The following is a 14,067-nucleotide window of genomic DNA, read 5'->3' on the forward strand; positions in this document are numbered from 1 at the left end:
ATGAATGTTTTCAGTGATATATATAAATATCGTGAATTATTAAAAACGAATATTAAAAAAGATATACGTGGAAAATATAAAGGATCTTTTCTAGGAATTTTATGGTCTTTTTTGACACCACTATTACAAGTATTAGTTTATTGGATTGTATTTCCTTATTTATTAGGAAGAGCTGGTACAGAAGATAATTATTTATGTTACTTAGTGACTGGAATTATTCCTTGGACATTTTTTACCAGTGCAGTCACTTTAGGAACAATTTGTATTAAAAATAATAAAGGTATCATAAAAAAAGTATATTTTCCTAGATCAATTTTACCAATTTCGGTTTGTTTATCTACATTGGTCAACTTCTTTATTTCTTGTACAATTGTTTTAATATTTTGTATTGGAACAGGAGCAGGAATTTCTTATCATTTAATATTATTACCAATTATAGCTTTTACACAATTGATTTTGACATTGGGTATTGTGTTTATTTTATCGGCTATTAATGTTTATGTACAGGATATTGAGTTTGCGGTTCAATTTATTATTAATATGGGATTCTATGCAACACCAATTTTGTATAGTATGTCATTACTTCCAGAAGGAAATATTTTAACAACATTGATATCTCTAAATCCAATTACTGTACTAGTCAATGCATATCGTGATATTTTCTTGTATCATGCTTGGCCAGATCCAATGGGATTATTATATGTTCTTGTATTATCATTTGTTGTTTTAATTATAGGTTATTTGATTTTTGGAAAACTAGAAAAAGGTTTTGCGGAACAATTTTAATCATTTTCATAATGTGAAAATGGTTTTTTTGTGAAAAGAAAGGAACAATAATGCGTAAATATATTGATTATATAAAGTATAAGTATACAGAAAACGAAAAATATTTTTGTATCAATGGATGGTGTTTAGATAAAGATAATAAAATAGAATATAAAGTGGAAATCAATGGAAAAGAAATAAGTACAGATGTCGTTCCGTTTAATCGAAATGATGTATTAAAAAAATTTGAAATTCAAAATGAGAAATGTCTACCTGGATTTGCGATTCGAGTTGATTTAGAAGAAGAACTGAATCACTTTAAATTAACGGGATATTCTTCTGAAGAAAGTGTTGTGATTTTAGATTATAATAGAAAAAAATTATCACAAATAAAGGATCAGGATGAATTTGATTATGAAATTGAAGCATTTGATATAAAAGATAAAAAGTTTACTGTAATAGGATGGGCAAAATCAAATTGTAAAAAAGAAGTAGAATATAAAATTGTGGATTCAAAAGGAAATGAAGTACCAATTGAATTATTTAGAGTAGTCTGTCAGAAACAAGTTTTATATAAAATGTTGTCAGAAAATCAAATTAATTCAGGTTTTGTAATTCATTTTAAAGGTGATGTCAATGATAAGTACAAATTAATTATAAAAGGAAAAGAAGAAAAAATCATTGATTTAAATTCTGTAAACAATATTTTTAGAAGAATTATTCAAAATAGTCATAAGATTACTCCAACTTTAATAAAACAATCATTTTCTTACGTTAGAAAAAATGGAATTAAACAATTTATAAAACGTCTAAAATTTAATGTACCTGATCAAATCATTTATCATGATTGGTTTATGAAACATCAAGTCACAAAAGAACAATTAGAGATTCAAAAACAAAAACATTTTGATTATCAGCCTCTAATCAGTATTATTGTCGCAACCTATAATACGAAAGAAGAACATTTTAAAGAAATGGTTAATTCTGTTTTAAATCAATCCTATTCTAACTGGGAATTATGCATAGCGGATGGGAGTACGGATAACCAGGTACAAGATGTTTATTTAAAAGAGTATTCTAATGATACAAGAATTTTATATAAGAAATTAAATGAAAATTTAGGAATTTCAGGAAATATGAATGCTGCTTTAGAAATGACAAAAGGAGACTATGTTGGTTTATTTGATCATGATGATTTATTAACACCGGATGCATTATTTGAAGTAGTGAATGCATTACAGAATAAAAAATATGGATTTATATATACGGATGAGGATAAAATATTAGATCAGACAAAGAAATATGATAATCCGAATTTTAAACCCGATATAAATATAGATTATTTGAGAAATGTGAATTATATTTGCCATTTCCTTGTCGTGAATAAAGAATTAATAAATAAAACAGGAAACTTTAATTCAGATTTTGATGGAGCACAGGACTATGATTTTGTATTAAGGCTATATGAAAATTGTGATGAAGATAATATTTATCATATTCCTAAAATTTTATATCATTGGCGTATGCATGCTCAATCTACAGCAGAAAATCCAGAAAGTAAATTATATGCCTTTGAAGCTGGAAAAAGAGCTATACAATCGCATTTGGACCGTATAGGATTAAAAGGTACTGTTTCGATGGGGAAATCTCTAGGATTATATAGAATTAAATATGAAGTAAAAGGAAATCCTATGATTTCTGTTATTATTCCTAGTTATGAACATGTTAAAGACTTAGATCGTTGTATTCAATCTATATTAAATAAAATAACTTACAAAAATTATGAAATCATTGTGATTGAAAACAATAGTAAAAAGAAAGAAACATTTGATTATTATCATAAAATTGAACAAAAATATAAGAATATTCATATTGTATACTGGAAAGATAAATTTAATTATTCTGCCATTAATAACTTTGGTGTGAAATTTGCCAAAGGAGAATACTTTTTATTATTAAATAATGATACTGAAGTCATCAATGGAGATTGCTTTGATGAAATGTTAAGCTATTGCCAAAGAGAAGATGTTGGAGCAGTAGGAACTTTATTATTCTATCCAGATAATACCATTCAACATGCTGGTGTAATTATTGGAAAAGGTGGAATCGCAGGTCATGCCTTTATTGGAAGTCAAAAGGATGATTTAGGTTACTTTGGACGAATTGTTTGTACACAAGAATTAAGTGCGGTTACAGCTGCTTGTATGATGGTAAAAAAAGAAGTATATGAACAAGTAAATGGTTTTAATGAAGAATTAGAAGTAGCCTTTAATGATGTGGATTTCTGCATGAAAATAAGAAAAGCAGGATATCATATTGTATATAATCCTAACGCAAAACTATATCATTTTGAATCTAAGTCTAGAGGTTTAGAAAATACAGCAGAAAAAGTAAATCGATTTAACAATGAAATCAAAACATTTGAAAAGAATTGGCCTGAAATTTTAGAAAAAGGGGATCCGTATTATAATATTAACTTGTCATTGAAGGATAATGATTATATTGTAGAAGAATAAATTTTAAAGGATAAAGACTATACTTTACAAGAATAAATGGATTATTGAAAAGTATAATCTAATTCAAAATTTGAAAAGATGTATATAATCTTGACAATCAAGATTTATTGATACGTCTTTTTTTGCATTTACACTAATAATTCTTTATAATATTGTGAGGGACGAGGAATGAAAATGAAGACTCTTATTGTAATACCTGCTTATAATGAAGCATTAAATATTGTTAAAACTGTGGATGATATAAAACAAAATGCACCTGAAGTAGATTATGTTGTTGTAAATGATGGTTCTAAAGATAATACGTTAGAAGTATTAAAAGAACATCATTTTAACTATATTGATGGTTTCTGTAACTTAGGATTGTTTGGTGCTGTTCAAACCGGATTTAAGTTGGCATTATTAAATGACTATGATATTGTGATTCAATTTGATGGGGATGGACAACATTCTGCTAAATATATTCAACCATTAATTGATGAAATTAAAAATGGAAATGATATTGTGATTGGATCTCGTTTTGTAACCGAAAAGAAGCCTGTTACAGCTCGTATGTTAGGATCACGATTGATTGCCTTTTCAATTCGATTAATGACAGGAAAAAAGATTGCCGATCCAACTAGTGGTTTTAGAGCTTATAACAGAGCCTGCATTAAAGATTATGCAAATGATATGAACAATCCACCAGAACCAGATACTTTGGTTTATATGCTGAGAAAGAAACGTAAAATAAAAGAAGTACAAGTTCAAATGAGTGAAAGAGAATTTGGAGAATCGTATTTAAATTTAATGAATACAATAAAATATATGAGTCGTATGATGGTATCTATATTTTTAATTCAGCCATTTAGAAAGGTGAAATAGTCTATGAGTTTTAAATTACAATTGGTATTTATATTTGCTAGTTTAATTACTTTTCTATTTGTGATTAAAAAGATTCAAAAACATGGATTGAATATAGACGATGCGATTATTTGGATTTTATGGTCTATCGGGTTATTAATCATTAGTGTTTTTCCACAGATTCCTAGTTGGATTTCCAAAGAATTAGGCTTTATGTCTACAAGTAATTTTATTTTTTGTGTCTTTATTTTCTTTTTATATATTATGCTGTTTACACAAACAGCACAGATATCAAAATTAAAAGAAAAACAAAAAGAATTAATACAAAAATTGAGTATTAAAGAATATGAAGAAAAGAAAGGAGAAAACGAATGAACTGGTTATTAACAATCGTTTTCTACTTCTTTTTGTTTTTTCAGTATTATTTATCGGGTGATTTTATGTTATCTGTATTTAAATATGAGAAAACATTTGGGAAAATATTGTTTTCAGGCTTTCTTACAACTTTCTTAATCACTTTTCTTGTGGGATTTCCATGTCAATTATTTTTTACTTCATTCATTACATATTTTATTATTCAATCCATTGTTTTTATTTTATTTGATGCGGTTTTATTATTTAAATATAAAGATAAAATAAAATCATATATAAAAAATAAACAATATAAAAATATTGATATAAAAACATTCTTAAAAGAAAACTGGTTATGTATATTATTTGTTGTGTTGTTTACATCATTTTCAATGGCAAATCAATTACCAATCTATCAAATGAATTATGATGATATGTACTACATTGGTAAAGTTGAAAATTTAAAAACAGCAGAACATCTAATGGATACGGATTTTTTTAATGGAAAACTGTTAAGTGAAAATTCTATTAATGTAGCTCGTGTCATAAATACATATGAATTAAGCTATGCATATTTCTCTACAATATTTCATATTCCATCAACATTTTTTTGTAGAGTATCTATGGTTATTCATAATTACCTTCTATTTTGTGTTGTGTATAAAGAAATTGCAAAAAACATACTGGATAAAAATATTGCACAGTTCTCACTCCTACCATTCTTTATTTTTTTAATTCCTTTTGGTTTTTTACAAAGTGGTCTTCCTTTATGGCTAAGAGTTAATTGCTACGATCTATGGCAATTTCAAACAGCAATGTTTTATGGTGGTTCTATAGTTAGAGTTATGTCAATACCTATTTTATATATTTTTTCAGAACCACTTTTATATAAGATGGAATTTAAGAAATTATTTTATTTGTTTTTGATATCCATCTCTTTTATGTCTTTTTCAACAATTTATATACAAATTTTAGTCTTGTTTTTTCTTGTGATTCTGTTTATTAAATTTTTTATTTTGTTAATAAATAACATAAAGAAAAAAAATATAGCTAAGATAATTCTATACTCTTTATGTTTGATTTCTTATATTGTTTTACTTATTTCAACAAAGTACTTGGACCATCTTAGTTTAATTAAAACTGATTCATTTGTTTATGCATATGAATCATTTATACCTTATTTAACTATTTGGTATGATCATGATATTATTTTAAATCTTGGGATAATAATTGTCTTAATAGGATTATGTATAACAAGTGAATGGCAGCATAAGATAGTATATTTTATAACTTTAGGATTATTTTTATTTATCTATAATGGTTATTTTATAGAAATATTAGTGATAACATCATTTAATTTCTTTTTTGTTATTTTAAGAACAATAGCATCAATCCAGTTTATTATTTTATTTTTATGTGGATGTACTTTTTTATCGGTTTTGAAAAAAATAAAATTTAAAAAAATATTTATAAATGTATTTAGTATAATATCAATCTCGTTAGTTTTGCTATTTTTTTATTTAAGTCAAAATATATTTCTAAATTATGTTTACCTTGGGTCTGGAATTTCAGAAAGTGGTTGGAATTTCCATCGTTTATTAGATTTTAATACAAATATGACAGCTGATATTTTTGAAAGTGTAGGGCAATATTTTAATGAGTTAACTGATGATACATACAAATTATTTTCACCATCTGTTTTTTATACGGATGGAATAATGGCTTATGATTATGGTTTTACACTCTCGTCTTCTAAAATTCAAATTCAAGACCGTGGAGGTTTTGATGTATTAAATGCAGATGAATTAGTATATTTGAATGATTTTTCATTGTATGGCCAAGGAGAATTGTCAGTTGTTAAATCTTTAATTGAAAAAGAGGATATTTCCTATATATTGCTATTTAATGAGACATCAAAATCGTATTTTGAAGATAATCAAATTGTGCTGGAAAACACTAAAAATGAAAATCCATGGTTTTTAATAAAAATATATTAATGATAAGGTGATAATATGATTTCAATTATTATGTCAACATATAAAGAAGAGGAGACTCTTTTAAGAGAATCAATTGAATCAATTTTAAATCAAACTTTTAAAGATTTTGAATTTATTATTATTTTAGATTTTCCAGATAATAATTTACATAAAAGAATTATAGAAGAATATTCTAAAATAGATAATAGAATTCGATTCTTTGTAAACGAGAAGAATTTAGGATTAACAGGTTCTTTAAATAGAGGGTTATCTTTAGCAAAAGGTGAGTATATTGCACGCATGGATGCAGATGATATTTCGTTACCATATCGTTTAGAAAGACAATTGGAATATATAAAAAAGAATCAATATGATTTAATTGGTGGTATTACTCAAATGATTGATGAAGACGGGAACAGTATTTATTCGATTCAAAAAGTTCCAACGGATTTTAATAAAATAAAGAAAGCATTACGATATGGTCAATGTATTGCTCATCCTACATGGTTAGGAAGAAAAGAAGTATTTGATTGCTTAAATGGATATAGAAATATTCCTTTATGTGAAGATTTTGATTTTACGTTAAGAGCTGTTTTAAATGGATTTAAAATCTCAAATTTAAATGAGACAGTATTAAAATATAGAATGACAAAAAATAGTATTTCCAGAAATAACTTATTTGATCAGTATTTGTATATGAAATACATTACAAATGAATATAGTAATGGGAATATTGCTTCTATTGAGAATGCAAAAGAATATGTCAAAAGTTATTTAAATAAAAAGAATTCAGAGAAATATTTAAAAGCAAATGTAATATTTAATAAAATGTTACAGGAGATGACGGATAAGAAATTTATTGGTTTTATTAAAGATGGATTTAAATTATTATTTGCTTCTAGATATTATTTAGATAAGATTTATAGGTTTGCGATGTTGAGTTTGAATAGTTGATAAATATTTGATTAAGGAAGTGTGTAAATGAAAAAAATCATTAGGTTTTAATGTATTAATGAATGGATTGAAAAATGTAACAAGTATAATATTTCCTTTGATAACTTTCCCATATGTATCGAAAGTACTAGAGGTGGATTATGTTGGAAAATATAATTTTTCTTATTCTGTAATCAGTTATTTTATTTTATTTGCAGCATTAGGAATTTCTACTTATGCAATTCGTGAAGGATCAAAACATAGAAATAATAAAGAAAAAATGTACACTTTTTCAAATAAAATATATGATATGTATACAGTCATAGATGATTTTAATTGATTTTAATGTTGAAAGAGAAGTAATTGAATATCTAACAGTATATCATGTTTTGGTCGGTACTGTTTTTAGAACAAGTTTTAAAAAAGATTTTTCTTTAAATGAACTGAAAAGTATAAATATTTGGGTGGAAGAAAGATTTAGTAAATGGTACAAAAATAAGTATATAAAACAGCAATTATCTTTATTTTGCAGAATTTATTTATTTTGTTTAAAGTTGCACTTGTATAAATAATCTATTTAATGTTAAAAACATTTAATAGATTATTAAGATTATGATATATATGTTAATAGGTATAGCAGGAGGCTTATGAATCAAAATATTCTTGATAAACTGATTAATGTAAATGAAAAAAGAATTTTAAAACGATCTTTTTTTTGGAATATGATTGCTAGTATTCTAAATGGTTTTACATCTGCGATTTTTCTTTTCTTTATCACTAGATTTTGTGGACTGAATGAAGCAGGCATATTTTCTATTGCTTCAGCAATTGCATATCAATGTATATCATTAGGTAACTTTGGAACTAGAGGAGTACATGCTTCTGATGTCAAAGAAGAATTTTCTTTCTGTGATTATTTTTATGTAAGGATATTTTCATATCTACTATTATTAATGATGTTATTATATTATGCATTCGGTTCTGGATATTCATTAGACAAATCACTTGTAATATTAAGTTATGGACTCTTTAAAAGTATAGATGTAATAGAAGATTTATATCATGGTGAGTATCACAGGCGTATGCGATTAGATATTGCTGCAATTCTATTAACTTTTAGATATATAATTTCAATTGTTTGTTTCATTGTCATAGTTTTATTTACAGATGACATGTTTATAGCAAGTATTATTTCTTTTGTTTTAAGCCTATTGATTTTTATTTTTACAAATAAAAATGTTATCCATTATTTTTATAATAAAAAGTATAAATTTTCATTTGGTAATTTTAAAAAGTTATTGTATGTTTTAATTCCTGTTGTACTTACAACATATATAAAAATGTATATTAATAATTCTCCTAAGTATGCTATTGATGCATGTTTAGGGAATATTGACCAAGCATATTTTAATGTATTATATATGCCAGTGTTTGTAATAGGTTTAATGTGTGATATTATATTCAGACCTTATATTCCTCTTTTTTCAAATAGTTGGAATACAAGAGACTTTCGTGAATTTAAGACTCTATTATTTAGACAAATATTTGTAATCATTGGAATTACAGTAGCAGTTATTCTTGGTGGATATATTATTGGGCTAACTTTGCTAGAATTAATATATGGTGTTCAACTTCATCAGTTTATGATTTCTTTTATGTTATTGTTAATTGGTGGAGGATTGAATACTTTATATTCGTATTTAACAGTGGTTATGACAGTTATTCGATCTCAAAAGAAAATGGCTTTTGTTAATATAATCGTTTTTGCAGTTTGTTTGATTATTATGAATCCATTGGTAAGAAAATATGAAATATTTGGTGCAACTTTAATTTCAGTTACATTAAATCTTATTGCAGTTATATTATCTTCTATAATTGTTTTATATGACTATTTTAAATATAAAAAAATGCAAAAATGAATGTTATCTAATATTCCATAGTGATGGATCCACGAATACAGAGAAAAAGAGTTATTCAATCCATGTTGTTAGAACTTTTGAATTTATCAAGAAGAGTCAACAATCTACGACATGGAGCCATCTAGATCAAAAATGCTAGAACCATATGTTGTGAAAATTTTTATAGTGGTTTTTCATTTTATAAGAATACGCTTTTCTTGACACTAATCTCGTAAATTTATTCAGAAAGTGCAAAATCAGATTTTTAAAGGAAATAGGACCTTTTGTGGATAAGGAATTGAATTTGATTCAATACAATTATTTTCAATTTTTATTGATTTTACAGTAAATTTTTCCTTTTAATAATAAAAGCTACAAGTATCTCTATGCGTTGGAATATATGATCAAAAGTGTGAGTAATTTTTATAAAAGAATGTCATAAAATTTTGGCTTTATTATCGGAATCATGTCTATTCTCTGTCGTATTATTAAGGATATGGAAAGACGGATTTTTAAATACGAATTTATACAATAAATTAGGAATAATATTCATTTTTTATTTTTAACTATACAGTCGAACTAAATGTTATAAGAACTTTTTTTGGCAAAATATAAAAAAATTAAACGAAAAATTATATGTTTAAAGAATTTTAGGATATAATATAGGTATTGTGTTTAAATTTTGTTGTTAATTAGGATATATAGGTAGTTATAAAATTTAAATATTGAAGGAGAATATAATGTACGATGTCAGTATTATTATTCCGGTTTACAATTCTGTAAAATATTTGGAAATAGCATTAAAATCTATTCTAGATCAAGATTATGAAAGCTTTGAAATAATATTAGTTGATGATGGATCTACTGATGGCAGTGAAATTGTATGTGATCAGTTTTCAAATAAATATAGTAATATTTCTGTTTTGCACAAAAAAAATGGTGGAATGTGTTCTGCAAGAAATGCAGGAATGAGAATCGCAAAAGGAAAATATATAATGTTTTGTGATAACGATGATATATATTTACCTAATATATTGAAAGATAATCTCAGCTTGGCAAAAAAATACGATGCAGATATAGTGAAGTTTTCGCGTTTAAGAATTCACGTAGATGATGAAAACATAACAGAAGAAAGTTATATTTATAAATATAATTTTTCGATATTCAAGGACGAAGAAGTAATAAAAAACTATAGAATTGCTAGAAATATCAGCTCTGGTGTATGGTGCAATGTTTATAAAAAAAGTATTATAGATAACTATAGTATACAATTTCCTGAAGATTTTCGATTTGGATATGAAGATATGTTTTTCAACATTAAATATTATCAATACGTAAAAAAAATGATATTGAATCCAAAAGTATATTATCATTGGATTCAAAGAGATACACATTCGACAACGAAGAAATTTTCAGAAAATTTTTTATATGCCTTAGAAAAATGTTTAGAAGAAGAATATCAATTTATATTAGATAAAAATATACAAAATATATGTCCAGGTTCCTGGGAAGACATTTTGACTAATTATTATGTAATGGGATATTATTTGGCATTATTGAACCCAAAAGCACCTTATACAAAAAAAGAGAAATTGAAAAAATGTAAAGAATACAGAGAAAAAAAGTGCTTTAATCAATTAAACAAGATGAGTCTTACCAATCTGAAAAAAATTGATTATAAAAGATATTTGATTTTGAAATTATTTTTGAAAAATCAACATTTACTAAATTTTTTAATAATAGATTTTTATTCAAAACATATCTCAAAAATAGTGTAATTACGTGGGTAAATTTATGAATATTGAAGAAATCAAAAAAATAGAATTATCTATGCTAATAGAGCTAGATAACATTTGTAGAAAGCATAAAATAAATTATTTTTTGGCGGGCGGAACTTTTTTAGGTGCAATAAGGCACAAAGGTTTTATTCCGTGGGATGATGATATTGATGTCGGTATGCTAAGAAAAGATTATGATGTATTCTGTGAGATTTGCAAAACAGAATTGAATCAAAATATGGTTTTACAAAATTATTTGACTGAACCTAATTGTGGACTTATTTTTTCTAAAATTAGAATGAAAAATACGGTTATGTCTGAAAATTACTCTTATCATATAAATATGAGTCAAGGTATTTGGATTGATATTTTTCCTTTTGATAATATTCCTGATAATAAAATGAAACGTTTTTTTCAAAACAAATTTGTTTTTCTTTTAAAAAATTTATATATTATCAAAAGTGGATATAGAAATCCATATGTAAATTCAAAAATATACTGCATTGCATACTCTATATCAAAAATAATTACAAAGCCTATTTCATTAAAGTATTTTATAAGTAAAATTGAAAAAAATGTTCGTAAGTATAACAATCAAGAAACAAAATATGTGTATGCTTTTGGTGGTGCATATCCAAAAAAAGATATATTAAAAAAACAAATATTAACAAATTTAGATGAATATCTTTTTGAATCAAGATATTTTACGGCTTGTAAAGATTATGATTTATATTTGAAACATATGTATGGAGATTATATGAAACTTCCTCCAAAAGAAAAGAGAGTTGGAGGAATGCACACAATTCACGAAATAAAGATTTTGGAGGACAAAAATGAATGTAGCATTGTTAACAGCGGCAGGTAGTGGGACAAGGATGAAACAAGATATTCCTAAACAGTTTATGCATATTAATGATAAGCCATTAATTATTTATACTTTGGAAGCATTTCAAAATCATCCGAATATTGATGCAATTTTGGTAGTTTGTTTAGATGGGTGGCATGAAGTATTAAGAGCCTATGCAAATCAGTTTAATATTACAAAGTTAAAATGGATTGTTTCTGGAGGCAAAACAGGGCAAGAATCCATTTGTAATGGATTAAAATGTTTAGAAAAAGAAATTAGCAGTGAAGATATTGTACTTATTCACGATGGAAATCGTGCGTTAGTGTCATCAGATATAATTTCAGATAGTATTGCACAATGTAAAATTCATGGTGGAGCTGTAGCGGTAATTCCTTGTACGGAAGCGGTTTTTAAAAGTGAAGATGGATCAACATCTAATACTTCCATTCCTAGAAATAATTTATATAGAACGCAGACTCCTCATACGTATCCATTGAAAAAATTGTTATGGGCTCATGAAATGGCAAAAGAAAAAAACATAGTGAATACAGTGGCTACATGTACACTCATGGTGGAATTAGGAGAGAGAATTTATTTTTCTAAAGGCTCAGAAAAAAATATTAAAATTACGACTGTTGAAGATATAGATTTATTTAAATCATTACTTACTTCCGAAAGAGAAAAATGGTTAAAATAAACTTTTTAAATATTATTTAGTTCATACTCTGTTGGATTTTTTTATAGTATTCTTAAAGAAAAATATATGAATGTACAAGGTATTTAGTACTCATTGGTCTATAGTTTATGATCTTTTATTGTTTTACACTTTTTATATTTGGATAAAAAAATTTGTTATTTAAAGAATATATGCCTATAGACAATGATAATAAACCTGATTTTATTATTAAGATGTTTGAATAAGATAGAAAAATAACATTTGAAAATTGTTTTATAATCTAAGTGTGATAATAATCTAACTTAGTTATTGTATTATTTTAAAAATTAAAAAAGGATGAGATTATTATGAGATTATTAGATTCTAAATTATACAAAGCAGATTTAGAAAAAGCGGTAAAAAAAGCAGATTTAGAAAAATTAGATGGGAAATCGATTTTTATTACTGGAGGTTTGGGTCTAATTTGTTCAGCAGTTATCGATGTTCTTCTAACGTATGGGAATGTAAAAAAAATTTATGTAGGTGCTAGAGATGAAACTCAATTTTTTGAAAGATTTGGAGAAATCGATAAATTAAGTTTTGTAAAGTATGATGCATTAGAAAAATTACAAATAGACTTTATACCTGATTATATTATTCATGGTGCAGGATTAGCTAGTCCAGAATTATATACTTCAATGCCTGTAGAAACAATTTTATCGAATTTGAATGGAATTCATTTTTTACTTGAATTTGCAAAGAAAAATAATATAAAAAAAATTTTATATATTTCTTCAAGTGAAGTATATGGAAATAAAGAAACGATAGAGTCTTTTGTTGAGGGAAAATATGGAATTATTAATATTGATAATATTCGTTCTTCTTATTCAATTGCTAAAAGAGCTTCAGAAATGCTATGTAAGTCTTATTCTCAAGAGTATGGTGTTAATACTACAATAGTAAGACCAGGACATATTTTTGGACCATCTGCAAGAAAAACAGATAAAAGGATATCTTCAGATTTTGCATTTAAAGCAGCTAAAGGGATTAAATTAGAAATGAAAAGTTCGGGTTTACAAAAACGATCATATTGTTATTCTATTGATTGTTCTATACAAATATTATATGCATTAATAAATGGTGTGAATGGTGATGTTTATAATATAGGTCACGATAAAATAACAACTGTCAGGGAAATGGCGGAAATTTATGCAAAAGCAGGTGGAGTGAAGATTTCAAGTGTAAGTCCCACTGAATCAGAATTAAACGATTTTAATCCCATGAACAATTCTTCTCTTGATAATACTAAAATAAAAAAATTAGGATATTCTGATACATTTACTGTTGAAGAGGGGTTAACACATACCGTTAAAATTATTAAAGAAATAAATTGCTTTTAAATGAAGTATGGCTCAATACAAATTAAAATAATTCTTTTAATATTAAAGTAAATAATTAAACTGTAATAGAAAATAATAATATTGTCATGTAAAGCGAATTGTTTTAAA

Annotated in this window: 13 protein-coding genes; all 13 read left to right on the top strand. The window is 25.6% G+C overall.

Translation table 11 applies throughout. The annotated features are described in order from the left end of the window. The 13 genes from FYJ50_RS00135 to FYJ50_RS00195 all read left to right on the top strand — a co-directional run bounded on the left by FYJ50_RS00135 (position 1) and on the right by FYJ50_RS00195 (position 13,959). Positions 1 to 786 (top strand): ABC transporter permease, encoded by a 786-nt coding sequence (locus FYJ50_RS00135; protein ID WP_154459010.1) that lies wholly within the window; start codon positions 1 to 3, stop codon positions 784 to 786. 50 nt (positions 787 to 836) lie between these two features. Beyond that, positions 837 to 3,281: a glycosyltransferase family 2 protein gene (locus tag FYJ50_RS00140; protein WP_154459011.1), complete on the top strand. Its 2,445-nt coding sequence runs from the start codon at positions 837 to 839 to the stop codon at positions 3,279 to 3,281. Between the two features lie 174 nt (positions 3,282 to 3,455). Next, the gene (locus FYJ50_RS00145; RefSeq protein ID WP_154459012.1) at positions 3,456 to 4,142 is read left to right on the top strand and encodes a glycosyltransferase family 2 protein; all 687 of its coding nucleotides are present in this window, start codon (positions 3,456 to 3,458) and stop codon (positions 4,140 to 4,142) included. 3 nt (positions 4,143 to 4,145) lie between these two features. Beyond that, on the top strand, positions 4,146 to 4,496 hold the full coding sequence (locus FYJ50_RS00150; protein ID WP_154459013.1) for a DUF2304 domain-containing protein: 351 nt from the start codon (positions 4,146 to 4,148) through the stop codon (positions 4,494 to 4,496). Next, entirely contained in the window at positions 4,493 to 6,469 is a 1,977-nt protein-coding gene (locus FYJ50_RS00155; RefSeq protein ID WP_154459014.1) for a DUF6077 domain-containing protein, read from the top strand. The genes FYJ50_RS00150 and FYJ50_RS00155 overlap by 4 nt, the downstream gene beginning before the upstream one ends. A 15-nt stretch (positions 6,470 to 6,484) precedes the next feature. Next, the gene (locus FYJ50_RS00160) at positions 6,485 to 7,402 is read left to right on the top strand and encodes a glycosyltransferase (protein ID WP_154459015.1); all 918 of its coding nucleotides are present in this window, start codon (positions 6,485 to 6,487) and stop codon (positions 7,400 to 7,402) included. Between the two features lie 58 nt (positions 7,403 to 7,460). After that, complete coding sequence (locus tag FYJ50_RS00165; protein ID WP_154459016.1) at positions 7,461 to 7,721, top strand: oligosaccharide flippase family protein; 261 nt, start codon at positions 7,461 to 7,463, stop codon at positions 7,719 to 7,721. Beyond that, the gene (locus tag FYJ50_RS00170) at positions 7,708 to 7,953 is read left to right on the top strand and encodes a hypothetical protein (protein WP_154459017.1); all 246 of its coding nucleotides are present in this window, start codon (positions 7,708 to 7,710) and stop codon (positions 7,951 to 7,953) included. The genes FYJ50_RS00165 and FYJ50_RS00170 overlap by 14 nt, the downstream gene beginning before the upstream one ends. A 75-nt stretch (positions 7,954 to 8,028) precedes the next feature. Next, positions 8,029 to 9,300 carry a lipopolysaccharide biosynthesis protein gene (locus FYJ50_RS00175; protein ID WP_154459018.1) on the top strand — a complete coding sequence of 424 codons (1,272 nt, stop codon included), beginning with the start codon at positions 8,029 to 8,031 and terminating at the stop codon, positions 9,298 to 9,300. A 719-nt stretch (positions 9,301 to 10,019) separates the two neighbouring features. Further along, on the top strand, positions 10,020 to 11,057 hold the full coding sequence (locus FYJ50_RS00180; protein WP_154459019.1) for a glycosyltransferase family 2 protein: 1,038 nt from the start codon (positions 10,020 to 10,022) through the stop codon (positions 11,055 to 11,057). A 16-nt stretch (positions 11,058 to 11,073) separates the two neighbouring features. Continuing rightward, entirely contained in the window at positions 11,074 to 11,922 is an 849-nt protein-coding gene (locus FYJ50_RS00185; RefSeq protein WP_154459020.1) for a LicD family protein, read from the top strand. Next, complete coding sequence (locus FYJ50_RS00190) at positions 11,891 to 12,601, top strand: IspD/TarI family cytidylyltransferase (protein WP_154459021.1); 711 nt, start codon at positions 11,891 to 11,893, stop codon at positions 12,599 to 12,601. The genes FYJ50_RS00185 and FYJ50_RS00190 overlap by 32 nt, the downstream gene beginning before the upstream one ends. A 326-nt stretch (positions 12,602 to 12,927) precedes the next feature. Beyond that, entirely contained in the window at positions 12,928 to 13,959 is a 1,032-nt protein-coding gene (locus FYJ50_RS00195) for an NAD-dependent epimerase/dehydratase family protein (RefSeq protein WP_154459022.1), read from the top strand. Positions 13,960 to 14,067: the final 108 nt, after the last annotated feature.

The organism is Floccifex porci (assembly GCF_009696175.1).
GTDB lineage: Bacteria > Bacillota_I > Bacilli_A > Erysipelotrichales > Erysipelotrichaceae > Floccifex > Floccifex porci.

What these genes read in the sequence shown, in the direction of transcription:
- FYJ50_RS00145 (WP_154459012.1), top strand. Translation starts at nt 3,456, where the DNA reads ATGAAGACTCTTATTGTAATACCTGCTTATAATGAAGCATTAAATATT.
- FYJ50_RS00175 (WP_154459018.1), top strand. Translation starts at nt 8,029, where the DNA reads ATGAATCAAAATATTCTTGATAAACTGATTAATGTAAATGAAAAAAGA.
- FYJ50_RS00170 (WP_154459017.1), top strand. Translation starts at nt 7,708, where the DNA reads ATGATTTTAATTGATTTTAATGTTGAAAGAGAAGTAATTGAATATCTA.
- FYJ50_RS00140 (WP_154459011.1), top strand. Translation starts at nt 837, where the DNA reads ATGCGTAAATATATTGATTATATAAAGTATAAGTATACAGAAAACGAA.
- FYJ50_RS00160 (WP_154459015.1), top strand. Translation starts at nt 6,485, where the DNA reads ATGATTTCAATTATTATGTCAACATATAAAGAAGAGGAGACTCTTTTA.
- FYJ50_RS00190 (WP_154459021.1), top strand. Translation starts at nt 11,891, where the DNA reads ATGAATGTAGCATTGTTAACAGCGGCAGGTAGTGGGACAAGGATGAAA.
- FYJ50_RS00195 (WP_154459022.1), top strand. Translation starts at nt 12,928, where the DNA reads ATGAGATTATTAGATTCTAAATTATACAAAGCAGATTTAGAAAAAGCG.
- FYJ50_RS00185 (WP_154459020.1), top strand. Translation starts at nt 11,074, where the DNA reads ATGAATATTGAAGAAATCAAAAAAATAGAATTATCTATGCTAATAGAG.
- FYJ50_RS00150 (WP_154459013.1), top strand. Translation starts at nt 4,146, where the DNA reads ATGAGTTTTAAATTACAATTGGTATTTATATTTGCTAGTTTAATTACT.
- FYJ50_RS00165 (WP_154459016.1), top strand. Translation starts at nt 7,461, where the DNA reads ATGAATGGATTGAAAAATGTAACAAGTATAATATTTCCTTTGATAACT.
- FYJ50_RS00135 (WP_154459010.1), top strand. Translation starts at nt 1, where the DNA reads ATGAATGTTTTCAGTGATATATATAAATATCGTGAATTATTAAAAACG.
- FYJ50_RS00180 (WP_154459019.1), top strand. Translation starts at nt 10,020, where the DNA reads ATGTACGATGTCAGTATTATTATTCCGGTTTACAATTCTGTAAAATAT.
- FYJ50_RS00155 (WP_154459014.1), top strand. Translation starts at nt 4,493, where the DNA reads ATGAACTGGTTATTAACAATCGTTTTCTACTTCTTTTTGTTTTTTCAG.